General features: G+C 72.1%; 20 protein-coding genes and 1 riboswitch. Of the genes, 7 read left to right on the top strand and 13 right to left on the bottom strand.

Translation table 11 applies throughout. The annotated features are described in order from the left end of the window. Nucleotides 1-192 precede the first annotated feature (192 nt). The 4 genes from AB0412_RS12760 to AB0412_RS12775 are packed head-to-tail and all read left to right on the top strand — an operon-like array spanning nucleotide 193 to nucleotide 4900. A complete protein-coding gene (locus tag AB0412_RS12760; protein ID WP_366402557.1) occupies nucleotides 193-1731 on the top strand; it encodes an FGGY-family carbohydrate kinase in 1539 nt (512 codons plus the stop codon). Beyond that, a complete protein-coding gene (locus AB0412_RS12765; protein ID WP_366402558.1) occupies nucleotides 1724-3214 on the top strand; it encodes an FGGY family carbohydrate kinase in 1491 nt (496 codons plus the stop codon). Before AB0412_RS12760 ends, AB0412_RS12765 begins: the two co-directional genes overlap by 8 nt. Continuing rightward, nucleotides 3211-3831 carry a histidine phosphatase family protein gene (locus tag AB0412_RS12770; protein WP_366402559.1) on the top strand — a complete coding sequence of 207 codons (621 nt, stop codon included), beginning with the start codon at nucleotides 3211-3213 and terminating at the stop codon, nucleotides 3829-3831. Before AB0412_RS12765 ends, AB0412_RS12770 begins: the two co-directional genes overlap by 4 nt. Before the next feature lie 28 nt (nucleotides 3832-3859). Further along, nucleotides 3860-4900 carry a 2-hydroxyacid dehydrogenase gene (locus tag AB0412_RS12775; RefSeq protein WP_366402560.1) on the top strand — a complete coding sequence of 347 codons (1041 nt, stop codon included), beginning with the start codon at nucleotides 3860-3862 and terminating at the stop codon, nucleotides 4898-4900. Here AB0412_RS12775 and AB0412_RS12780 read toward each other — a convergent pair. Together AB0412_RS12780 and AB0412_RS12785 are read right to left on the bottom strand one after the other, a co-directional pair. Then, the gene (locus AB0412_RS12780; protein ID WP_366402561.1) at nucleotides 4889-5686 is read right to left on the bottom strand and encodes a hypothetical protein; all 798 of its coding nucleotides are present in this window, start codon (nucleotides 5684-5686) and stop codon (nucleotides 4889-4891) included. The two genes, AB0412_RS12775 and AB0412_RS12780, sit on opposite strands and share 12 nt — an antisense overlap. Beyond that, nucleotides 5677-6240 (bottom strand): sigma-70 family RNA polymerase sigma factor, encoded by a 564-nt coding sequence (locus tag AB0412_RS12785; protein WP_366402680.1) that lies wholly within the window; start codon nucleotides 6238-6240, stop codon nucleotides 5677-5679. Before AB0412_RS12785 ends, AB0412_RS12780 begins: the two co-directional genes overlap by 10 nt. Nucleotides 6241-6456: 216 nt before the next feature. Between AB0412_RS12785 and AB0412_RS12790 the strand changes: the two genes are divergently transcribed. Further along, the gene (locus AB0412_RS12790) at nucleotides 6457-6903 is read left to right on the top strand and encodes an Asp23/Gls24 family envelope stress response protein (protein ID WP_366402562.1); all 447 of its coding nucleotides are present in this window, start codon (nucleotides 6457-6459) and stop codon (nucleotides 6901-6903) included. Between the two features lie 78 nt (nucleotides 6904-6981). Here the strand turns inward: AB0412_RS12790 and AB0412_RS12795 are convergent, their stop codons facing one another. Next, entirely contained in the window at nucleotides 6982-8175 is a 1194-nt protein-coding gene (locus tag AB0412_RS12795) for an MBL fold metallo-hydrolase (RefSeq protein ID WP_366402563.1), read from the bottom strand. A gap of 116 nt (nucleotides 8176-8291) precedes the next feature. Here AB0412_RS12795 and AB0412_RS12800 point away from each other — a divergent pair, with 116 nt between their 5' ends. Beyond that, nucleotides 8292-8891, top strand: coding sequence for a TetR family transcriptional regulator C-terminal domain-containing protein (locus AB0412_RS12800; RefSeq protein WP_366402564.1), 600 nt, complete (start codon nucleotides 8292-8294; stop codon nucleotides 8889-8891). Nucleotides 8892-9141: 250 nt separating this feature from the next. Here AB0412_RS12800 and AB0412_RS12805 read toward each other — a convergent pair whose 3' ends face one another. Continuing rightward, the gene (locus AB0412_RS12805; RefSeq protein ID WP_366402565.1) at nucleotides 9142-9960 is read right to left on the bottom strand and encodes an SGNH/GDSL hydrolase family protein; all 819 of its coding nucleotides are present in this window, start codon (nucleotides 9958-9960) and stop codon (nucleotides 9142-9144) included. Between the two features lie 185 nt (nucleotides 9961-10145). Then, nucleotides 10146-11075 carry a LysM peptidoglycan-binding domain-containing M23 family metallopeptidase gene (locus AB0412_RS12810; protein ID WP_366402566.1) on the bottom strand — a complete coding sequence of 310 codons (930 nt, stop codon included), beginning with the start codon at nucleotides 11073-11075 and terminating at the stop codon, nucleotides 10146-10148. A 4-nt stretch (nucleotides 11076-11079) separates the two neighbouring features. After that, nucleotides 11080-11237: riboswitch (cyclic di-AMP (ydaO/yuaA leader) on the bottom strand. Between the two features lie 506 nt (nucleotides 11238-11743). Here AB0412_RS12810 and AB0412_RS12815 point away from each other — a divergent pair. Further along, on the top strand, nucleotides 11744-12541 hold the full coding sequence (locus AB0412_RS12815) for a tyrosine-protein phosphatase (RefSeq protein ID WP_366402567.1): 798 nt from the start codon (nucleotides 11744-11746) through the stop codon (nucleotides 12539-12541). 22 nt (nucleotides 12542-12563) lie between these two features. Here AB0412_RS12815 and AB0412_RS12820 read toward each other — a convergent pair whose 3' ends face one another. The 8 genes from AB0412_RS12820 to shc form a co-directional block, all read right to left on the bottom strand. Further along, nucleotides 12564-12674 carry a DUF6126 family protein gene (locus AB0412_RS12820; RefSeq protein ID WP_366402681.1) on the bottom strand — a complete coding sequence of 37 codons (111 nt, stop codon included), beginning with the start codon at nucleotides 12672-12674 and terminating at the stop codon, nucleotides 12564-12566. Nucleotides 12675-12730: 56 nt separating this feature from the next. Further along, nucleotides 12731-13354 (bottom strand): XRE family transcriptional regulator, encoded by a 624-nt coding sequence (locus AB0412_RS12825; protein WP_366402568.1) that lies wholly within the window; start codon nucleotides 13352-13354, stop codon nucleotides 12731-12733. 71 nt (nucleotides 13355-13425) lie between these two features. Then, entirely contained in the window at nucleotides 13426-14844 is a 1419-nt protein-coding gene (locus AB0412_RS12830; protein WP_366402569.1) for an aspartate aminotransferase family protein, read from the bottom strand. Next, nucleotides 14841-16772, bottom strand: a complete 1932-nt coding sequence (dxs, locus tag AB0412_RS12835; protein WP_366402570.1) for a 1-deoxy-D-xylulose-5-phosphate synthase — start codon at nucleotides 16770-16772, stop codon at nucleotides 14841-14843. Before dxs ends, AB0412_RS12830 begins: the two co-directional genes overlap by 4 nt. Nucleotides 16773-16800: 28 nt before the next feature. Then, nucleotides 16801-17955, bottom strand: coding sequence for a flavodoxin-dependent (E)-4-hydroxy-3-methylbut-2-enyl-diphosphate synthase (gene ispG / locus AB0412_RS12840; protein WP_366402571.1), 1155 nt, complete (start codon nucleotides 17953-17955; stop codon nucleotides 16801-16803). A gap of 4 nt (nucleotides 17956-17959) precedes the next feature. Beyond that, nucleotides 17960-19009: an adenosyl-hopene transferase HpnH gene (hpnH, locus tag AB0412_RS12845; RefSeq protein WP_366402572.1), complete on the bottom strand. Its 1050-nt coding sequence runs from the start codon at nucleotides 19007-19009 to the stop codon at nucleotides 17960-17962. Nucleotides 19010-19014: 5 nt separating this feature from the next. Then, complete coding sequence (locus AB0412_RS12850) at nucleotides 19015-19656, bottom strand: 1-hydroxy-2-methyl-2-butenyl 4-diphosphate reductase (protein WP_366402573.1); 642 nt, start codon at nucleotides 19654-19656, stop codon at nucleotides 19015-19017. Continuing rightward, nucleotides 19656-21698, bottom strand: coding sequence for a squalene--hopene cyclase (shc, locus tag AB0412_RS12855; RefSeq protein WP_366402574.1), 2043 nt, complete (start codon nucleotides 21696-21698; stop codon nucleotides 19656-19658). The genes AB0412_RS12850 and shc overlap by 1 nt, the downstream gene beginning before the upstream one ends. Nucleotides 21699-21720 lie beyond the last annotated feature (22 nt).

A 21720-nucleotide genomic window follows, 5' to 3' on the forward strand; every position in this document is an offset into this window, starting at 1 on the left:
CCACACGGACACAAGAGCGCGCCCGGAATCTCACACGGCGCCGTGATCCGCCCGCGGGACAACTCCCCGGGCCGATTGACGCGGCGCCCGCCGCGCGATTCCCTGATTTCGCGAGCCGCCGTGCGGTCCGGGCCCGCCCGGTCCGCGGGCGCGTCCTTTGCGCAGGGACATGAAGGGGCAGGTATTGCAGTCATGTCGGTTCTCACCATCGACGTAGGAACCTCGGTCATCAAATCCGTCGTGTTCGACGACCAGGGTCGGGAATTGGCGGTCTCCCGCATCGGCACCGAGGTGCTGCGGCCCCGTCCCGGATGGGCGGAGCAGGACATGGAGGCGGTGTGGAACGGCGTCGTGTTCGCCGTGCGCAGCGCCCTCGCCCAGCTGGGCCCGGACCAGGATCCCGTGTGGCTGGTGAGTTTCACGGCGCAGGGCGACGGCTGCTGGCTCGTCGACGGCGAGGGCCGCCCGACCGGCCCGGCGATCCTGTGGTCCGACGGGCGCGCCGGCGATCTGCTCACCCGCTGGCAGGCGGACGGCGTACTGGAGCAGGCGTTCCGCCGCAACGGCTCGCTCACCTGCAGCGGCATGCCGAACGCGGTGCTCAGCTGGCTCGCCGGGCACGACCCGGAGCGGCTGAAGCGCTCCCGTACGGCGCTGACGGCGGCGGGCTGGCTGTTCCTGCGGCTCACCGGCGTCACCGCGATCGACGAGTCCGACGCCTCGGCGCCGTTCCTCGACCACTCCACCGGCGCCTACGACCCCGTGATCCTCGACCTGTTCGAGCTGCGCTGGGCCGAGCCGCTGCTGCCGCGGATCCTCGGTGAGCACGAGCGCGTGGCCGAGATCACCCACCAGACGGCCGCCGAACTGGGTCTGCCCGCCGGGCTGCCGGTCGTGATGGCGCCGTACGACATCGCCGCGACCGCGCGTGGCGCCGGCGCCGTCAACCCCGGCCAGGCGTGCACGATCCTCGGCACGACCCTGTGCACGGAGATCGTCACCCGGGCGCCGGACACCGGCGGCGAGCCCTGCGGCATCAACATCGCCTACCGCGGCCGGGAACGCACCTTGCGCGCCTTCCCCACCCTGTCCGGCACCGAGGTGCTCGACTGGGCCTGCCGCACCCTGTCCGTCGAGGATCCCGCCGCGCTCGGCCGGCTCGCCTTCGGCATCGAACCGGGCGCGGACGGGCCGGCGTTCCTGCCCTATCTGTCGCCCGCCGGGGAGCGTGCCCCCTTCCTGGACCCGCGTGCGCGGGGCGCGTTCTGGGGTCTGTCCCTCGACCACACGCCCGCGCACCTCGCCCGCGCCGTGTTCGAGGGCCTGTCGCTCGTCGTCCGCGACTGCCTCGCCGCGTCCGGGACCGACGTCCACGAACTGCGCCTGTGCGGCGGCGGATCCGCCAGCGACGACTGGTGCCGGCTCATCGCCGACGTCACCGGTGTGCCGACGGCCCGCAGCGCCGACACCGAACTGGGCGCCAAGGGCGCCTTCCTGACCGGCCTGGTGCTCAGCGAGGCGGAGCGCAGCATGCACAGCGCCGCCGCCAAGTACGTCCATATGCACAGGAGTTGGGAGCCGGACCCCGAGCGGGCCGCGTTCTACGACGGGCTGTACGCCTCGTATCTCACCTGGCGCGACGCCGCACGCGCGCTCGGCTGGACGGCCGCTGTCGGGTCCGGGCCGGCGCTCGCCCCTGTCCCCCACGCCGTGAAGGCTCCGCATGTCTGACGCCCTGTCCCCCGACGCCGTCCACCTCGGTCTCGACCTCGGCACCCAGAGCGCCCGCGCGGTCGCCGTGGACGGCACGGGCCGTGTGGTGGGCGCCGCGTCCCGCCCGCTGACCGGCCGCCGTGACGGCGTACGGCACGAACAGGACCCCGCGCAGTGGTGGCCGGCGCTCGCCGCCGCCTGCCGTGCGGCCCTGTCCGGCGTCGACCCGCGGCGCGTGCGCGGCCTGGCCGTCGACGCCACCTCCGGGACGGTGCTCCTCGCCGACGCGGCGGGCACCCAGCTCACACCGGGGCTGATGTACGACGACGGTCGCGCCGACGCGTACACCGACCGTGTGAACACCGTGGGCGCTGAGGTGTGGGAGAGGCTCGGGTACCGCGCGATGCAGCCGTCGTGGGCGCTGCCGAAGCTGCTGTGGCTGCTGGACCGGCTCCCCGGTGCGGCCCGTGAGGTCCGGCTGCTGCACCAGGCGGACCTCGTCACCTGGCGGCTCACCGGGCGGCAGGTGCCGAGCGACGCCAGCCATGCGCTGAAGACCGGCTACGACCTGCTCGCCGAGCGGTGGCCCGAGGCCGAGCTCGCCGCGCTCGGCGTCCCGCCCGATCTGCTGCCGGAGGTGGTACGGCCCGGCACGGTCGTCGGCACGGTGTGCGCGGACGCCGCCGAGGCGACCGGCATCCCGGCCGGCACGCCCGTCACCGCCGGGATGACCGACGGCTGCGCGGCCCAGATCGGCGCCGGGGCGCTGACGCCGGGCGCCTGGAACTCGGTGCTGGGCACCACGCTGGTGTTCAAGGGCGCGAGCCCGCACCTCGTGCGCGATCCCGGCGGCGTGGTCTACTGCCATCGCGGCCCCGGCGGCACCTGGCTGCCCGGCGGCGCCTCCAGCAGCGGCGCCGGGATCATCGCCCAGCGCTTCCCCGGCGCCGACCTCGACGCGCTGACGGCACGGGCGGCCGCGACCGGCTCCACCGCGGTCGTCTATCCACTGGCCGGCGCGGGCGGCGAACGCTTTCCGTTCCGCGCTCCGGACGCCACACCCTTCGTCCTCGGCGAACTCTCCGGGGAGGCCGAGGAGTTCCACGCCTGCCTGCTCGGCGTGGCCTGCGTCGAACGGCTGTGCTTCGACTACCTCGACCACCTCGGCGCACCCGTCGACGGGCCGCTCACCTTCACCGGTGGCGGCGCCCGCAACCGCTACTGGGCGCAGCTGCGCGCCGACCTGCTCGGCCGCACGGTCGGCCTGCCGGAACAGGCCGAGAGCGCCCTCGGCATGGCGGTGCTCGCCGCCACGGCCTCCGGCGCCACCCTTGAGGAGGCGACGGCAGCCATGGTGCGTCTGCGCGGGGAACTCCACCCCGATCCGGGCCGCACCGCCGCCCTGCTCCCCGTCTACGCCGGCTTCGTCGACGAACTGGCCCGACGCGGCCTGCTGGACGAGGCCGTGGCCGACCATGCGCGCAGAAAGGCCGAACAGTGACCGACTTCGTTCTCGTCCGCCACGGCGAGACCGCCTGGCACGCGGAGAACCGCTACGCGGGCCGCACCGACGTGCCGCTCACCGAACGCGGCCGCCGGCAGGCCGCCGCGCTCGGCACATGGGCCGCCGGGCAACGGCTGGACGCCGTGCTCTGCTCGCCGTTGTCCCGGGCCCGGCTGACCGCGGAGCCGGCGGCGACCGCGCTCGGCCTGACCCCGTGGGTCGACGAGCGCCTGTACGAGGTGGACTTCGGCCGCGGCGACGGGCTCACCCGCGCGGAGATGGCCGAGGCCTTCCCCGACGAGCTGGCCGCGTTCCTCGCCGACCCGGTCGCCCACCACCTGCCCGGCGGTGAGGATCCGGTGGCGGCGGCCGACCGGGCGGTCGACTGCCTGGAGGAGATCGCGCGCAAACTCCCCGACGGCCGCGTCCTCGTCGTGGCCCACTCGACGCTGCTGCGCCTGGTGCTGTGCAAGCTGCTCGGCATCCCGCTCGCCCACTACCGACGCGCCTTCCCGGCGCTGGAGAACGGCGCCCTGACCGAACTGCGGCTGCGCGCCGGCGAGGCATCGCTGCTCCGCCTGAACGCCCCTGTCGACCTGACCGCCCGTTCCTGATCGCTTCCGTTCGCACCCGGAGACCACCGTGCCCACCACCGTCCTCGCCGCCGGCGACCACTTCGTCCTGCCCCAGCTGCTCGTACAGGAACTGCGCGCCGCCGCCCCCGACCTCGACGTGCGGCAGCTTCGACTCCCCTGGCCGCACACGCCGTTCGGCAAGGTCGCCGAGGTCGACGAGGCGTCCGGGACGGAGGAGGAGCTGATCGAGGCGCTGCGGGGCGCGCGGATCTGCGTCACCCAGATGGCGCCGCTGACCGAACGGGTGCTGGCCGCCTGCCCCGACCTGGAGCTGTTCTGCGTCAGCCGGGGCGGCCCGGTCAACGCCAACCTGGAGGCGGCCACCCGGCACGGCGTCGCCGTCACCTTCGCGCCGGGCCGCAACGCCGTCGCCACCGCCGAGCACACCCTCGCCCTGATCCTCGCCGCCGCCCGCGGCATCGGCGACGTGCACACCGACCTCAGGCACGGCACCTGGCGGGGCGACTACTACGACTACACGCGCTGCGGTGTCGAGATCGACGGCTCGGTGGTGGGCCTGGTCGGCTTCGGCGCGATCGGCTCGCGCGTGGCCCGGGTGCTGTCCGCGATGGGGGCGACGGTCCTGGTCCACGACCCCTACGTCCGGCCGGAGGCCGTCGAGGGTGTGGCCCGGCTGGTCCCCCTCGACGAGCTGCTGAGCCGTTCCCGGATCGTCTCGCTGCACGCCCGGGTGACCGACGAGACCCGCGGCATGATCGGCAAGGACCAGATCGCGGCCATGCCGCGGGGCTCGGTCCTCGTCAACTGCGCCCGCGGGGCGCTCGTCGACTACGACGCCGTGTGCGACGCCCTGGACGCCGGGCAGCTGGCGGGCGCCGGCTTCGACGTGTTCCCCGTCGAGCCCGTCCCGGCCGGTGCGCGGCTGCTGTCCACGCCGGGGGTCGTGCTCACCCCGCACATCGCCGGCGCGAGCCGGGAGGTCGCGCAGAAGGCCGCCCGGATCGTCGCCGGCGAGGTGGGCCGCTTCCTGCGCGGGGAGGCCCTGGCCCACTGCGCCAATCCGGAGGTGCGGGCCTCAGGGGCCTGATCCGGGCGGCCGGTGCTCCCCTTCGCTCCACTCGGCCCGCCGGATCGTCTCCGCGGTCTCGGCGGGGCCGGCGACCGCGTCGTGGGGGTCGTCGGGCCACCACTGGTCCCTCCGTTCAGGCTGACTGTCACCGAGTGTGCCGGGAGGGTCCCACAACGCGTCGATCCTCAGGTCGACGCCGGTGACCGCGAGGCCCAGCTCGTGCTCGGCGGCGTGCAGGACTGCGCGCCGCACCTCGGCAGCCCGGTCGGGCAGAGGCTGGTCGAGCGTGCTGGCCAGGGTCATGCCGACGTGGACGGCGGTACCGTCGCCCACGGGCCTGAGACGGCAGCCGGCGGCTCGGACACCGGGGACGCCGTCAGCGGCGCGACGCAGTGCTCGCGCGGCGGCACGCTCAGCGATCCACAGGTCCTCGGCGGGGTCGTCCAACGGCAGCAGCCTGCCGAGACGGACCTCCGCGCGTACGGCGCTCATGACCCGGTCGGCCAGGTTGCGACTGTCGGCGAGGCCGCGACTGTCCGAGAGGTCCCCGGCGCGCAGGGCGTGGGCGGCCGGGTCCAGGGCGGCCAGCCCTTCGACGGCCTGCTGACAGTGCGGGCAGTGAGTGGCGTGCGGGTCCGGCACCTCGCTGTCGCGCATCAGTTCCCAGGCGCGGCTGAGGGATCGCCCGCAGGGCAGATACTCGTCGCCGACCGGTACCCGCGACGCGGGAAGCGGCCGAGCGCCGACCGGCCGGCCCCCATGGGCCGCTTCGCCGGAGACGGGGGGCGGGTCGTCTAGCGCCATGGGCGCATCGCCTCCTGCAGAGCGCGTCGTGCGCGGAAGAGCCTCCCGCGCACCGTCTGTTCGCTGGTCCCCGTCACATGGGCGATCTCCTGGTAGTGCAGGCCGTGGAGTTCCCGCAGGACCCAGCAGGCCCGCAGATCGGGGTGGAGAGCGCGGAGTGCCTGCAGCAGCGCGGCCGTGGCCGCGTCCGTCTCGGCGGCGGAGGCGGGTGAGGCGGACGCGTCGTGGGCAACGGGCTCGGGAACCTTGTCCAGGGGGACGGCACGGGGGCGGCGCAGGGTGTTGAGACAGCGATTCGTGACGATGCGGTACATCCACGTGCCGAAGGAAGCACTGTGGCGGAACTCCGGCAGCCGCCGCCAGGCGCTGAGAAACGCGTCCTGGACGACGTCCTCGGCGTCGGCCTGGCTGCCGAGCAGGCGACGGGCGAGTGCGAGCAGCGGGCGGCTGTGCCGGCGTACCAGGACGGCGAACGCGTCGTCGTCCCCTTCGGAGGCGCGGACAGCCAGCACGCGGTCGGGTGTCGCCGACAGGGCGGGCTTCCGCGGCCGCACCGCGGCGGGTGGGGGCGGCCGTGGAGGCAGCAGGCCGGTCCGGCCGCCACCGGCCTCCGACCTGGTGCCAGGGGCTGTCGCCCCGGCGTCCGCACGCACCCACCCATTTTATGTGACTCCCGTTACACAAGTGCCGTGAGGAACCGCGTCGCGATGTGTCCCATCCATAGGCGGGCACCACCCCGGTGCGCGCACGGACACCTCCGGGAGGTCCTCATGTCCGACACCCTCAGCCGCCCCGCGGCATCCGAGAGCCGGCCCAGCACCGCGCCGGAGAAGCGCGGGCGCACGACCATCGCCGACAGCGTGGTGGAGAAGATCGCGGGCATGGCCGCCCGCGAGGTACCGGGCATTCACAGCCTGGGCGCCGGGATGACCCGCACCTTCGGAGCCGTGCGCGACCGGGTGCCGCGCGGACGCCCCAGCGTGACACGGGGTGTGAGCGTCGAGGTCGGCGAGCGCCAGGCCGCCGTGGACCTCGACGTGGTCGTGGAGTACGGCGTGTCCGTCATGGACGTCGCCGGCGACGTCCGCAGCAACATCATCACGGCCGTGGAACGCATGACGGGCCTGGAGGTCGTCGAGGTGAACATCGCCGTCGACGACGTCCACCTGCCCGACGAGGAGGAAGAAGAGGAGGAGACCGAGGGCCGCGTCCAGTAGACACGCGAGCCCCCCGTCCGCCGCCACGACAGCCGTATCCGGACTACCTCCCCGAGTACGTCTCGTCCCCGGCCGATGTCACCGCTCACCGGCCAGGTGGAGATCGTCCCTGCTCGTGTCCGCCACACCCGCCGCGCCCCGTGGACGCCGCCACGGGCGCGCGATCGGAGCGGTCACCGCACGCCACCACGGGTCCGAGGGCAGCTTGCCCGCGGGTTCGAAAGGCTCGCCGGGCCGGGGGAACGCCACCGCCTGGCCTGCGGACTCCGCCGCGTCCTTGGTCCACTCCCCCGGCTCCGCCCATGCGTGCGGGGCCAGATTGAACGTGCCCCAGTGGATCGGCAGGAGCACTCCGCCCGGCTGCCCGCCCTGCAGGTCGAGATGCGCGCGCAGCGCCTCCTCGGGCGTCATGTGGATGTCGGGCCAGAACTCCGAGTAGGCGCCGAGCTGGATCATCGTCGCGTCGAAGGGGCCGTGGTCGGCGCCTATCTCCTGGAAGCCGTCGAAGTAGCCGGTGTCGCCGCTGTGGTACACGCGGTGCTCCTCGCCCGCGACGGCCCAGGACGCCCACAGGGTGTGCTGGGTGTTGCGCAGGCCCCGGCCGCAGAAGTGCCGGGCGGGGGTGGCCGTGAGGGTGAGTCCGCCGACCTGGGTCGCCTCGTGCCAGTCCAGTTCGCGCAGCCGCCCTTCGGACACGCCCCAGTGCTCCAGATGCGCCCCGACCCCGAGCGGCACGGCGAACAGCGTGTCCGTGCCGGCCAGTGCCTTGATGGTGGGCAGGTCGAGGTGGTCGTAGTGGTCGTGCGAGATCACGACGACGTCGACCGGGCCGAGCGCGGCCAGCGGCAGCGGCACCGGATGCAGCCGCTTGGGCCCGACGAAGGGGAACGGTGAGCAGCGCTCGCCCCACACCGGGTCGAACAGCACCCGCTGCCCGTCGATCTCGGCGAGCACGCTGGAGTGGCCCATCCAGGTCAGACGCAGGCCGGTGGCCGGCGGGCGGGAGATGTCGGCGAGGGTCGTGGGGTGCACCGGCACCGGGCCGCGGGGGGCGCGGCGGGTCCGGGTCTCCTTGTCGAGGAAGACCTTCGCCAGATCCAGGGACGAGCCCGAGGGACGGGTCCGCGCGGGGCCGCCGGGATTGACGAACACACCGTCCTTGAAGTGCGGGGATCTGCGGATGCGCGCCATGCGCTCACCGCTGGGGTCCGCGCCGAAGGCCGGGGGCCGAAGGCCGCGGAGCCCGGAGCTCTGGGAACGGAATCCGGCCACGGTACCTCCAGGAGTCGGTCAGGCATTCCATTATGTGGGGCCGGTCCGACAGCGCGGTGCCGATCGGCCGGTACGGGAGTCCCTCGTCATGACATGTACGGGCTAGGGTGACCGCCGTGACGAGGGTGCGGTTGAGCGTGGCGGAGCGGCGGGAGGAGATGCTGCGGGCCGCCATCGAGCAGATCGAGGAACGGGGTGTGGCCGCGGTCCGGATCTCCGACGTCGCCTCGGCGCTCGGGGTCAGCAACGCGCTGGTGCTGTACCACTTCGCGACGAAGGAGAAGCTGGTCGCCGCCGCGTTCGCGCACGCCGCCGAGGGAGATCTGGCCCATCTGCGCAAGCTGCTGAGCCGCCGCACGACGGCACTGCGCAGGCTGCGTGCGGCCGTGCGCTGGTACGCGCCCACGGGCCAGGCGAAGGGCTGGCGCCTGTGGATCGAGGGCTGGGCGGTGTCCCTGCGCGACCCGGCCCTGCGGGAGGTGGCGCGGGACCTGGACCTCCAGTGGAAGGCCGCGCTGACCGAGGTCATCACGGAGGGCGTGAAGGCGGGCGAGTTCACCTGCCCCGACCCCGCGGCGACGGCCCGGCGCCTGACGGCCCTGCTGGACGGCCTGGCAGTCCAACTGACGTCCTACAGGGGCACGATCCCGAGATCCCGGGCCAGGGCATGGGTCGACGAGGCCCTGACCCGCGAACTGACCATGCCCGTCCCGTAACCGCGGCCGACGGGGCCGCCGATCCCGCGGGCAATCGCGCTGCCGGGCGACGGGGGCGCCACTCGAACGAAGTCGAGAGCCGGGGAAGCGGGCCCGAACCGTGCCCCCGACGTGGGCGAGTCGGGCACGGGTGCGCCCGCCGCGGCGAGGGCGGCGTGGCAGCTCCGCCTGTCGGACATCACGGCCACCAGCAATCCCGGGCCGCACGATCCGCCCGGCCGCCCCGCCCTCCCCGCGCCGCAACCAGCGCTCAGGCCACCGCCCCGATCCGGGTCCGGATGTCCTGCGGCGACAGAGCGCCCTTCGCCGTCACATGGTCCCCGGACGACTCCCCGCGCAGCCGCCGCCCGATCCACGGCACCAGATACTCGCGCGCCCAGTGCACGTCGTCCCGCCGCACCTCCAGCGTTCCCCGCGGCGGCAGCGGCGGCCACGGCTGCTCCGGATCCGCCGGCACGTCGAGCCCCAGCACCTGGCCGGCCCGCAGCGCCACGCGCGTGTGCCCCTCGGGCGAAAGATGCAGCCGGTCCGTGTCCCACGCCCTGCGGTCCTGCACGCTCCTCAGCGACCACAGGTCGAGCACCGGGCACCCGTACCGGTCGGCGATCGCCCGCACATGCCCGTTGTACGTGGCGATCTTGCCCCGCAGATGCTTGAGCAGTGGCACGCCACGGGTGTCGAACCCGGTCGTCACCATCACCGTCCCGGCCACCGCGGCCAGCTCCGCGACCGCGCGCTCGAAACGCTCGGCCACCTCGTCCGGATCCGTGCCCGGCCGCAGGATGTCGTTGCCGCCGGCGCAGAACGAGACCAGATCGGGGGCGAGTTCCAGAGCCCGGGGCACCTGGTCCGCGACGATCTGGTCGAGCAGTTTGCCGCGCACGGCGAGATTCGTGTATTGGAAGTCACCTTCGGGCCGGCGGTCGGCGAGGAGTACGGCGAACCGGTCGGCCCAGCCGACGAACGCCCCGTCGGGGCCGGGATCCCCGACACCCTCGGTGAAGCTGTCCCCCACCGCCACGTACGACCCGATCTCTGTTGCGCTGTCACTCTTCGAATCGTCTGCCACAGCCCCTCATGATTCACCTTTGAATGTGACCTACGCGACCGTAGGCAGGGGTTGACGGTCGGTGAGATAAGCCACTCTCAAAGAATTGGCCAACTCAGGAATACGCCCCCGGACACACCGACGGCCGGACCCGGGGATCGGGTCCGGCCGTCGGCGGCGTGTCAGGCAGGTCGCCTCGGGGGGGGTCAGCCGAGGGAGACGCCCTTGGAGCGCAGGTAGGAGACCGGGTCCACGTCGGAGCCGTAGCTCGGCGTGGTGCGGATCTCGAAGTGCAGGTGCGGGCCGGTCGAGTTGCCGGTCGAGCCGGAGAGGCCGACCTGCTGCCCGGCGGTCACGGTCTGGCCGGCGGAGACGGACAGCGAGGACAGGTGGGCGTACTGGGCGTAGTAGCCGTCGTTGAGCTTGATGACGACCTGGTTGCCGTACGCACCGGCCCAGCCGGCGGAGACGACGGTACCCGCGCCGACGGACTTGAGGGAGGTGCCGGTCGGGACGCTGAAGTCGACGCCGGTGTGGTAGCCGCTGGACCACATGCTGCCGGCCACCTTGTAGCCGGTGCCGACGGCGCCGGACACGGGGGCGCTGTAGGCGGAGGTGGTGGCGGCCCGGTCGGCGGTGGTCGTCTTCGCGGCGGACTGCTCGGCGGGCTGCGCGGCCTTCGACGGCTGCGACTCCGGCTTGGCGGGCGCCTTCGGGGCGGCGGGCGCCTGCGAGGAGGACGACTTCTTCGGGGCGCTCTTGGCGGCCTCGCCGTCGATCGCGAGCTTCAGGCCCGGGTGGATGAGCGACGGGTCCTCACCGACGGCCTCGCGGTTGTCGGCGTACAGCTTCTTCCAGCCGCCGTCGACGTCCTCGGTCTCGGCGATCTTGGCGAGGTAGTCGCCGGCCTTCACGGTGTAGGTGCGGCCCTCGCCCTTCTCCTTGGCGTCGGCCTTCTTGCCGGCGACGGAAAGGGACTGAACGGCCTTTTCCGGAGCCGTCTGCGGGGCGGCGGCGTGGGCACCGGTGGCACCGAGAAGCGGCAATGCGAGTGCGGCGCCACCGGTTCCGGCGACGGCGATGGAACGGGTGAAACGAAGCGTCCTGGGACGGCGGTGCTTACCCTTCGCGGGCATGACGAATTCCTCTCCGGCGCCTGCGAGGTGAGCTGTCGGGTTCGGGCTGGAGATGCCCGGCCGCGTGTCAACGCGACTTAACCCCAAGCCTGTTCCGGAGACCGGCCCAGGCAGTCGTACCTGTGGGTCCCCCGCTCCTGCCGAACACGGGTCAGTGTGTGTGCGGGCTCCGGGCGGCGGCAGGATTAGGCGTCCGTCCGGATCGGTGTGGAACGTAAGCGACCGCGACGCAAAGGGACAAGCACGAGGTTCCCTACCAAGCCGTTTTTCCGTGATCCACGGGAACAAATGCCGTCACCGAGCGTCGCGCCGCATTCCCCGCGAGCCCTGAATTCCCTTGTCAGTCGCTGGAATTACGTGAACATGGCGACAACACATCGTCACGAATATGACGATGCTCACGCGCCCCATCCCCATCTCCCTTTCTTTCGGGGCACGTTATGGCGAAGGTCCCTAATCGGACAGAACGCCTTATTACTCTCCTTAGCCACCGAATCGCCGGCGGTTCACCGGAGCGCCGGATCCTCGACTCATCCACCCGGACACTTGATGCGAATTCGCCCGTTTCGGGGTGTTCGCTCCTCCTCGTTGCCCGGGGCAGCCATGTCGTATCGTCGACACGAGCCCGCCGTCGAGCCGCGCGGCGGCGCCGAGTGGGAGGAGCCCCTGTGACGCAGCACGTCCCGTCGACCGAGCCCGAGCTGGCCGGAGTGCGCAACTTCCGCGATGTGGGTGGACTGCCGACCGTGGACGGCCGGCGCGTCCGGCACGGGGTGCTGTTCCGCAGCGGCCATCTCGCTCACGCGACCGCCGAGGACGCGGCCTTCCTGTCCTCGCTGGGACTGCACACGATCTTCGACTTCCGCAACGCGGCCGACCAGAAGCTGGAGGGGCCGGACGTCGAGCTGCCGGGCGTGCGCAATGTGAACCTGCCGCTGAGCGACCCGGCCGACGGCGCCGAGTTCTGGAAGATGGTCCGCGACGGCAACCTGGACCAGCTGCGCGAGATCCTCGCGGACGGCAAGGGCGCGGCCCGGATGATCGCCTCCTACCGCACCACCATCAAGACGCGCACCGCGGAGCACTCCCAGGTGCTGCACTCCCTCGCCGAGGACAGCGTCCCTGCGCTGATGCACTGCGCGGCGGGCAAGGACCGCGCGGGACTGTCCGTGGCGGTGACGCTGCTCGCGCTGGGCGTCGAGCGGGACGCGATCTTCGAGGACTACCTGAAGTCCAACGCCAAGCACCGCCGCTACAAGGTGCGCCGCAGCAGTGACGCCCCCGCGGCCTACTCCCCCGAGGTGATGGAGCTGCTCAGCCCCCTCTTCGACGCCCGCGCCGAGTACCTGTCGGCCGCCCTGGAGACGATCGAGGAGACCTGGGGCGACGTGGACACCTACCTGGAGACGGCGCTCGGGCTCACCCCCGAGCACCGGGAGCGCCTGCGCGAACGCCTGCTCGACTGAGCCGGCCGGGACTGGCGTGCGGCTACTTGGCGCCGACCTCGAACAGCAGATAGACGAACGCCGCGAAGACGTGCCCCACCGCGATGTAGATGAACAGCCTCACCCACAGCGCGCGGGGGAACTTCTCCTCCATGTCCCGCGTGTTCTTCGCGTCGTTCGCGTCGTTCACGTTCTGCACGTCCTTGCCGGTCATCGCGCTTCTCCAGGGGTCGGGCCCAGGCACAGCGCGGCCGTGGGACTCTGCAGCAGGGTGTGGACGAACAGCAGCTCGACCCCGGCGGGATCCTCGGCCGCGATCCGGTGCGGGGTGAGCGAGTCGAAGTGCGCGCTGTCCCCCGGGCCGAGCCGGTGCAGGGTGTCCCCGAGGCGCAGCCGCAGCCGTCCCTCGAGGACGTACAGCCACTCCTCGCCGGGGTGGACGCGCACGATGTCGCCCTGGGAGCCGTGCGGCACCCGCACCCGCAGGGCCTGCATGCCGCGCCCGGACGCACCGGCCTGCCAGTACGTCCAGCCGCCGGCGGCGGTGGGCTCCATGTCGTCGGCGCGCACCACGGCGTCCCGGTCGGCGGCCGTCTCACCGAGCAGCTCGGAGACCGTCGTACCGTAGATCCGGGCGAGGGAGAGCAGCATCGGCAGCGAGGGCTGGCGCTGCCCGGTCTCCAGGCGGGAGAGGTGGGCGGGCGACAGGCCCGCGTCGCGGGCCGCGGCCTCCAGCGTCAGGGAGGCCCGGCGCCGCAGTGCCCGGAGCTGCGGCGCGACCACGAGCAGGGCGCCGGCCGGCTCGGCCGACGGCCCCGTCTCGGAGGAGCTCATGCCTCCATTCAGCCGGAGGTCTTACCCAGCAGGCAAATTTCTTGCCTCACAGGCAAAGCGCGGAAGCCTCCTCACCGGTGGGCGACCGCCTGCTTCACCAGCGTCTTGCCGAAGTCCCACACCAGCCCCCCACCGTCGTGCGCGTCGTCCATCACCGCGCTGAAGGCGTCCACGAACCGGTCCACCTCCCGCTCACCGATGATCAGCGGCGGGATCAGCTTGATCACCTCCATGTGGTCCCCGGAGACCTGGGTGAGGATCCGGTGCCGCTGCAGCAGCGGTACGACCACCATCTGTGCGAAGAGTCCCTTGCGGGCGGCCTGGAGCATGGTCCAGCGTCCGCGCAGCTTCAGCGAGCGGGGCCGGCCGAACTCGATGCCGATCATCAGGCCCCGGCCCCGCACGTCGGCGAGCAGCTCGTACTTGTCCTTCAGCGCCGCCAGCCGGGATCTCAGCAGCTCGCCGGTGGCGCGGACGCCCGCCACGATCTGCTCGTTCTCCATGACCGACAGCACCGCGAGGCCCGCCGCCATGGCCTGCGCGTTGGCTCCGAAGCTGGCCGAGTGGACCAGCACCCGGTCCATCGACGAGTAGACCTTCCTGAAGATCCAGTCCTTGCCGATCGTGGCCCCCACCGGCACATATCCGCCGGAGAGCGCCTTGGCCACGCACACCAGGTCGGGCTCGACGCCCTCCTCGTGCTGGTAGGCGTAGAAGTCGCCGGTCCGTCCGAGCCCGGTCTGCACCTCGTCGGCGATCAGCAGCGCCTTGTGCCGGTGCAGCAGCTCCTGCGCGGCCCGCAGATAGCCGGGCGGCGCCTCGTGCACGCCCTTGCCCTGGATCGGCTCGACGATCAGGGCGGCGACGTCCCCCTTCCTCAGCTCCCGCTCCAGGGCGTCGAGATCACCGAGCGGTACGGCCGTGTCCGGCAGCAGCGGGGCGAAGCCGTCCCGGAAACCGGACTCGCCGTTGACCGACAGGGAGCCGGTGGTCAGGCCGTGGAAGGCGTGCGCGCAGTACAGCACGCGCGGCCGGCCGGTGACGTACCGGGCGAACTTCAGCGCGCCCTCGACGGCCTCCGTACCGCTGTTGCCGAAGAAGACGCGGTCCAGGTGCGGGCTGTGCGCGAGCAGCTTCTCGGCCAGCAGGCCGGGCAGCGGCTGGCAGTCGAAGCGGGTGAGGTCGGCGAGGTTCAGGTCCAGGACGTCGTGCAGCGCCTTGCGGACCACGGGGTGGTGGCGGCCCAGGCCCATCACCCCGAACCCGGCGAGCATGTCCAGGTAGTCGTTGCCGTCCGCGTCGAAGAAGTAGGCACCCTCGGCACGCTCGTACACCTTGTCGAAGCCGATCGTGTGCAGCATGCGCGGCAGCTGGTGGTTGAGGTACCTGCTGTGCAGCTCGTAGCGCTCGGCGCCACGCTCGGCCAGCAGCGCGCCGAGGTCGAACTCCCCGGTCTGCGACGGCTGAGACGCGGACTCCGCGGTGGTCATGACTGGTGCTCCTGTCGGTCCCGGTGGACCGGTCGGTCCAGTGCTGGCTCGGACAGTTCTTCCTTCACGGCGAGGCTCGCGCTGATCCGTCCGGCGACCTCGACGGGCGTCAGACCGATGTCGGCGAGCACCTCGCCCCGCTTGGCGTGCGCGAGGAACTGCTCCGGGATGCCGAAGCGCCGTACGGGCACGTCGACCTCGGCGTCGCCCAGCGCCAGCGCCACCGCCGAACCGACGCCCGCCGCACGGCTGTTGTCCTCGACGACCGCCACCAGCCGGTGCTGTGCGGCCAGTTCGGGCAGTGCGGGGTCGACGGGCTTGACCCAGCGGGGATCGACCACGGTGCAGCCGATGCCGCGGGCTTCAAGCAGCTCGGCGGCCTGGAGGCAGACGGGCGCCATCACGCCGACCGCGACCAGCAGCACCTGCGGATCGTCCGCCCGGTGCAGCACGTCCATGCCGCCGACCCGGTCGAGCGCCGGGATCGCGGGGCCGACGGACTCCTTCGGGAAGCGCAGCAGGGTCGGCGCGTCGTCGACGGCGACCGCCTCCCGCAGCTGGGCGCGCAACTGGTCGGCATCGCGGGGCGCGGCGATGCGCAGGCCGGGGACGACCTGGAGGACCGACATGTCCCACATGCCGTTGTGCGAGGGTCCGTCGACACCGGTGACCCCGGCCCGGTCCAGGACGAAGGTGACCCCGCAGCGGTGCAGCGCCACGTCCATCAGCAGCTGGTCGAAGGCGCGGTTGAGGAACGTGGCGTACACGGCGACGACCGGATGCAGCCCGCCCGTCGCCAGGCCCGCCGCGGACACCGCCGCGTGCTGCTCGGCGATGCCGACGTCCCACACCCGGTCCGGGAACCGCTCGGCGAACGCGCCGAGACCCACGGGATGCAGCATGGCGGCGGTGATCGCCACCACGTCCTCGCGCTCCTCCCCGATCCGCACGATCTCCTCGCCGAACACCGACGTCCACGAGGGGCCGCCGGACGGGGCGAGCGGGGCGCAGGTGAGGGGGTCCATCACGCCGACGGTGTGGAAGTGGTCCTCCTCGTGGGCGAGGGCGGGCTCGTAGCCGCGGCCCTTCTCGGTGAGGCAGTGGACCAGGACGGGACCGTGGAAGCGTTTGGCGCGGCGCAGCGCGGACTCCACGGCCTTGATGTCGTGCCCGTCGATCGGGCCCACGTACTTCAGTCCCAGGTCCTCGAAGAGACCCTGCGGCGCGAAGGCGTCCTTGAACCCCTTCTTCGCGCCGTGCAGCGCCTCGTAGACCGTGTTGCCGACGACGGGGGTGCGCTGCAGAACGTCCTTGCCCCAGGCCAGCATGCGCTCGTAGCCGTCGGTGGTGCGCAGGGTCGCGAGGTGGTTGGCGAGGCCGCCGATGGTGGGCGCGTAGGAGCGCTCGTTGTCGTTGACGACGATGATCAGGGGCCGGTCCTTGGCGGCGGCGATGTTGTTCAGTGCCTCCCAGGCCATGCCGCCGGTCAGCGCGCCGTCGCCGATCACCGCGACGACATGGCCCTCCTCCCCCTGCACGTCGCGGGCCTTGGCGAGACCGTCGGCCCAGCCGAGGGCCGTGGACGCGTGGCTGTTCTCGATGATGTCGTGCTCGGACTCCTCACGCGAGGGATAGCCGGACAGGCCGCCCTTGCCGCGCAGCTTGGAGAAGTCCTGACGCCCGGTCAGCAGCTTGTGGACGTAGCTCTGGTGGCCGGTGTCCCACAGGATGCGGTCCACCGGTGACTCGAAGACCCGGTGCAGGGCGACGGTGAGTTCCACCACCCCCAGGTTGGGCCCGAGGTGTCCGCCGGTCCTCGCGACCGCGTTCACCAGGAACTCCCGGATCTCGTGGGACAGTTCGACGAGTTCCCCCTCGGACAGCGCCTTCAGGTCGCGCGGTTGCCGGATGCTCTCCAGGATCGTCACGCTCGGGCCCCCTTCACTTCCGTGCTGTTCAGCTCACGGTGACGGCCGGCTCCCCCGCCGCGGCGCCGTCCTTCTCCATCTGCTCGGCGATCCTCATCGCCTCTTCGATCAGCGTCTCGACGATCTTGGACTCGGGGACGGTCTTGACGACCTCGCCCTTGACGAAGATCTGGCCCTTGCCGTTGCCGGAGGCGACGCCCAGGTCCGCCTCCCGCGCCTCGCCGGGCCCGTTGACGACGCAGCCCATCACCGCCACCCGCAGCGGCACCTCCATGCCCTCCAGACCGGCCGTGACCTCCTCGGCGAGCTTGTAGACGTCGACCTGGGCACGTCCGCAGGACGGGCAGGAGACGATCTCCAGCCGTCGTTCCCTCAGCCCGAGCGACTGGAGGATCTGGATGCCGACCTTGACCTCCTCGGCGGGCGGCGCGGACAGGGAGACGCGGATGGTGTCGCCGATGCCCTGGGAGAGCAGGGCGCCGAAGGCGACCGCCGACTTGATCGTGCCCTGGAACGCCGGGCCCGCCTCGGTCACGCCGAGGTGCAGGGGGTAGTCACACTGGGCGGCGAGCTGCCGGTACGCCTCGATCATCACCACCGGATCGTTGTGCTTCACCGAGATCTTGATGTCCCGGAAGTCGTGCTCCTCGAAGAGGGACGCCTCCCAGAGAGCGGACTCGACCAGGGCCTCGGGGGTGGCCTTGCCGTACTTCTGCAGCAGGCGCTTGTCCAGCGAGCCGGCGTTCACACCGATGCGGATCGGGGTGCCGTGGTCCTTCGCCGCCTTGGCGATCTCCTTGACCTGGTCGTCGAACTTCTTGATGTTGCCCGGGTTCACGCGCACCGCCGCGCAGCCCGCCTCGATCGCGGCGAACACGTACTTCGGCTGGAAATGGATGTCCGCGATCACCGGGATCTGCGACTTGCGGGCGATCGTCGCCAGTGCGTCCGCGTCGTCCTGGGTGGGGCACGCCACGCGGACGATCTGGCAGCCGGACGCGGTCAGCTCCGCGATCTGCTGGAGGGTGGCGCCGATGTCGGACGTGCGGGTCGTGGTCATCGACTGGACCGAGACGGGGGCGTCTCCGCCGACCGCCACGGATCCGACCTGGATCTGCCGGCTCCGCCGGCGCTCGGCGAGCCTGGTCGGAACGGACGGCACGCCGAGCGGGACAGCGGTCATCACGTCACCCCTTGCCGCCGGAGGAGCCGGCACCGCCGGCGCCCCCCGAGACCGTCTCGCGCATGGCGCGCAGCGACTCCTTCAGGGACCCCATGGTGGCGAGGACGGCGGTCGGCTCGTAGCCGCAGTGGGCCATGCAGTTGGCGCAGCGCGGGTCCTTGCCGCGACCGTACTTGTCCCAGTCGGTCTCCTCGATCAGCTCCCGGTACGTCGGCACATAGCCGTCGCTCATCAGGTAGCAGGGGCGCTGCCAGCCGAAGAGGGAGTAGTTGGGGATGGCCCAGGCGGTGCACGGGAAGTCGACCTTGCCCTCGAGGAAGTCGAGGAACAGCGGCGAGTGGTTCAGCCGCCAGCGGCGCCGGTTGCCGCCCGCGAAGGCCTTCTTGAACAGCTCCCGGGTCTGCTCCACGCCCAGGAAGTGCTCCTGGTCGGGGGCCTTCTCGTAGGCGTAGGCGGGCGAGATCATCATCTCGTCGACCTGGAGGTCGTCGTTGAGGTAGTTGAGCACCTCGATGACGGTCTGCGGGGTGTCGGTGTTGAAGAAGGTGGAGTTGGTGGTGACGCGGAAGCCGCGCCGCTTGGCCTCCTTGATGGCCGCCACCGCCTCGTCGAACACGCCCTCCTTGGCGACCGACTCGTCGTGCCGCTCGCGCAGCCCGTCGATGTGCACGGCGAACGCGAAGTACGGGGACGGGGTGAACTTGTCCATCTTCTTGCGCAGCAGCATGGCGTTGGTGCACAGGAAGACGTACTTCTTCCTGGCCACCAGTTGGCGCACGATCTCGTCGATCTGCGGGTGCATCAGCGGCTCCCCGCCGGCGATCGACACCATCGGCGCACCGGACTCCAGCACCGCCCCGACGGCCTGGGCGACCGGCATGCGCTGTTTGAGCACTCCGGCGGGGTGCTGGATCTTGCCGCAGCCCTCGCACTTGAGGTTGCAGGCGAAGAGCGGTTCCAGCTCGACGATGAGCGGAAACTTGTCCCTCCGGCGGAGCTTCTGTTCGGCCAAGTAAGTAGCGACCTTGATGGACTGGCGCAGCGGCATGGCCATCTGGCTCACCTCCTGGGGAGCAGCAAGGAACGGTGCCATTCATAGAAAGCCGGGAGTACGGAACGAAGAACACGGAAAGCCGATATTCCACCGCGCACCGTGCCGATCCGGACGAGTTCATGTTCTGGAGCGTCCACGACCACCCGGACGGCCGCAACCGGGCGCGCGCCCGTGCGCACGGCGCTCAGCAGCGTGGCCGCCGATTCCATGTCGACCGCGATCGCGCCGGTGGCGAGCAGATCGGACCGTTCGTGACCGCGGACGACATGGTCGGAGCCGGTGAGCGGCCCGGTGTGGACGGTGCGTCCGGGCACGGCGCGCACCAGCTCCTTGACGAGCAGCTCGGTCCCCACGCACGGCACGCTGCCGCGCGGGTCCCGGGTCTCCTCGGCGACCACCAGGTCACCGGGGTGCATGCCGGGGGCGAGCCCCGCGCAGAACCCGGTGGCGAGCACCGCGGCCTGGCGCAGGGAGGGGTGGGCGAGCACCCGGGTGACGGACCGCTCGGCGGCCGCCGGCCCCATCCCGGTCCGCAGCACGGTGACCGGCCCGCCCGCGCCGCCGCGCTCGCTCACGCGCAGGGCGAACTGCTCGATGCCGAGCGCGCAGGCGATCAGCAGCGGCGCGGAGACGGGCTGGGCGGTCATCAGCTCCCCTTCGCCTCGGCGAGCGGCTGTTGCTCCGCGGCGCCCTCCCGTGCGGCCGGCTTCTTCGCGAAGGGGTCGCCGTGGACGTACCGGCCGAGCGCGGTCAGCGGGAAGACCTGCCGGTAGAGGTGGTAGTTGATGGAGAAGTCCCAGGGGAAGCCGGTGCCGGTGAAGTACGGCTCGTCCCAGGAGCCGTCCTCGCGCTGGGTGGCCGCCAGCCATTCGATGCCGCGTTCGACGGCCTTGGACTCCCGCTCGCCGGCCGCGAGCAGCGCCATCAGCGCCCACGCCGTCTGGGAGGCCGTCGAGGCGCCCCGGCCGGACCACTCGCGGGCGTCCTTGTAGGAGCGCAGGTCCTCGCCCCAGCCGCCGTCGTCGTTCTGCACCGACTCCAGCCAGGCCACGGCCCGCCGGATCGCCGGGTGCGAGCCGGGGATCCCGGCGGCGGTCAGGGCGGGGACGACAGACCCGGTGCCGTAGATGTAGTTGACGCCCCAGCGTCCGAACCACGAGCCGTCCGGCTCCTGTTCGGCGAGCAGCCAGCGGATGCCGCGCCGGGTGCGCGGGTCGTGGGCGAGGCCCTCGACGGCGAGCATCTCGACCACGTGCGCGGTGACGTCGGCGGACGGCGGGTCGATGACCTCGCCGAAGTCGCAGAACGGCAGCCGGTTGGGGAACGGGCTGGTGTTGTCGACGTCGAAGGCGCCCCAGGCGCCGTTCTTCGACTGCATGCCGAGGTTCCAGCGCACCCCGCGTCCGATGGCGTTGTCCACGCGTTCCGGGTCGTGGTGCTCGACCCGGCGCAGCGCGAGGACCACCTCGGCGGTGTCGTCGATGTCGGGGTAGTTGTCGTTGTGGAACTCGAACGCCCAGCCGCCCGGCGGGAGATGAGGCCGCCGCACGGACCAGTCGCCGGGCCGGACGATCTGCTCCCCGAGCATCCAGTCGGCGGCCTTGACCAGCTGGGGGTGGTCGGCGGGCAGGCCCGCGTCGGCGAGCGCGATGGTGGCGAGGCAGGTGTCCCACACCGGGGACTGACACGCCTCGATCATCCGGGCCCCGTCCTCACGCCAGACGGCGAAGCGGTCCAGGGACTCCAGCCCGGCCCGCATCACGGGGTGCTTGAGGTCGTAGCCGAGCAGGTGCAGCGCGATGATCGAGTAGACGGCCGGGGGCTGGATGCCGCCCCAGCAGCCGTCGTTCTCCTGGCGTTCGATGATCCAGCGGGCGGCGGTGTTCATGGCCGCCCGGCGCAGCCGGCGCGGCACGGCCCTGCGCAGGGCGTGCAGGCCCTTGTCGAGACGCTGGAAGGCGCCGTCCCAGGTGCCTGCCGGTGCCAGGGGCCGGGGTGGGTTGGGGTCGGCCGGGTCGGTGTGGAGCTCGTCGAGCGGGAACGGCGCGGGCCGCACCGGCCGCTTGGCGGAGACGATCGTCAGCGGGACGATGGTCTGCCGGGCCCAGCAGCCGAAGTCGTAGATGTTGAGCGGAACCCAGGTGGGGAACCAGATCAGCTCGGGCGGGAGCTCGGGCAGGTCCTCCCACTTCCACCAGCCGAACAGGGCCAGCCAGATGCGGGTGAAGACCCGGGAGGCGGCGATGCCGCCCTGGTCGCGGATCCAGGCGGCGGCTCTCGCCATGTGCGGGGCGTCGGGTGCGTCGCCGGCCAGGCGCAGGGCGACGTACGCCTCGATGGTGGTGGACAGTTCGCCGGGGCCGCCGTGGAAGGTGGCCCAGGTGCCGTCCTCGCGCTGCTCTCCGCGGATGAACAGGGCGGCGGCGCGGGTGGTGTCCTCGTCGCGGATGCCGAGGAACTGACGCAGCAGCAGGTCCTCGGCGTCCATCGTGACGTTGGTCTCGAGGTCGCCCTTCCACCAGCCCTGGTCGTCCTGGCGGGACAGCAGGAAGTCGGTGGCGCGCCGCATGGCGCGGGCGGCTGCCTCGGGTACCCCGGCCGCCACGGGGGTGTCGGTGTCGGTGTCGCTGGCCGCGGCTACTCGGGACGGCAGGGCCGCCCCGGTGCTTCCGTCGGTCGTCGCTGTCATGGCTTCCCCTTCGTGCAGTCCT

The organism is Streptomyces sp. NPDC052012 (genome assembly GCF_040689265.1).
In the GTDB taxonomy this organism is placed as follows: Bacteria; Actinomycetota; Actinomycetes; order Streptomycetales; family Streptomycetaceae; genus Streptomyces.

What these genes read in the sequence shown, in the direction of transcription:
- AB0412_RS12760 (WP_366402557.1), top strand. Translation starts at nt 193, where the DNA reads ATGTCGGTTCTCACCATCGACGTAGGAACCTCGGTCATCAAATCCGTC.
- AB0412_RS12765 (WP_366402558.1), top strand. Translation starts at nt 1,724, where the DNA reads ATGTCTGACGCCCTGTCCCCCGACGCCGTCCACCTCGGTCTCGACCTC.
- AB0412_RS12780 (WP_366402561.1), bottom strand. Translation starts at nt 5,686, where the DNA reads ATGGCGCTAGACGACCCGCCCCCCGTCTCCGGCGAAGCGGCCCATGGG.
- AB0412_RS12790 (WP_366402562.1), top strand. Translation starts at nt 6,457, where the DNA reads ATGTCCGACACCCTCAGCCGCCCCGCGGCATCCGAGAGCCGGCCCAGC.
- AB0412_RS12810 (WP_366402566.1), bottom strand. Translation starts at nt 11,075, where the DNA reads ATGCCCGCGAAGGGTAAGCACCGCCGTCCCAGGACGCTTCGTTTCACC.
- AB0412_RS12820 (WP_366402681.1), bottom strand. Translation starts at nt 12,674, where the DNA reads ATGGAGGAGAAGTTCCCCCGCGCGCTGTGGGTGAGGCTGTTCATCTAC.
- AB0412_RS12825 (WP_366402568.1), bottom strand. Translation starts at nt 13,354, where the DNA reads ATGAGCTCCTCCGAGACGGGGCCGTCGGCCGAGCCGGCCGGCGCCCTG.
- AB0412_RS12830 (WP_366402569.1), bottom strand. Translation starts at nt 14,844, where the DNA reads ATGACCACCGCGGAGTCCGCGTCTCAGCCGTCGCAGACCGGGGAGTTC.
- ispG (WP_366402571.1), bottom strand. Translation starts at nt 17,955, where the DNA reads ATGACCGCTGTCCCGCTCGGCGTGCCGTCCGTTCCGACCAGGCTCGCC.
- hpnH (WP_366402572.1), bottom strand. Translation starts at nt 19,009, where the DNA reads ATGGCCATGCCGCTGCGCCAGTCCATCAAGGTCGCTACTTACTTGGCC.
- AB0412_RS12850 (WP_366402573.1), bottom strand. Translation starts at nt 19,656, where the DNA reads ATGACCGCCCAGCCCGTCTCCGCGCCGCTGCTGATCGCCTGCGCGCTC.
- shc (WP_366402574.1), bottom strand. Translation starts at nt 21,698, where the DNA reads ATGACAGCGACGACCGACGGAAGCACCGGGGCGGCCCTGCCGTCCCGA.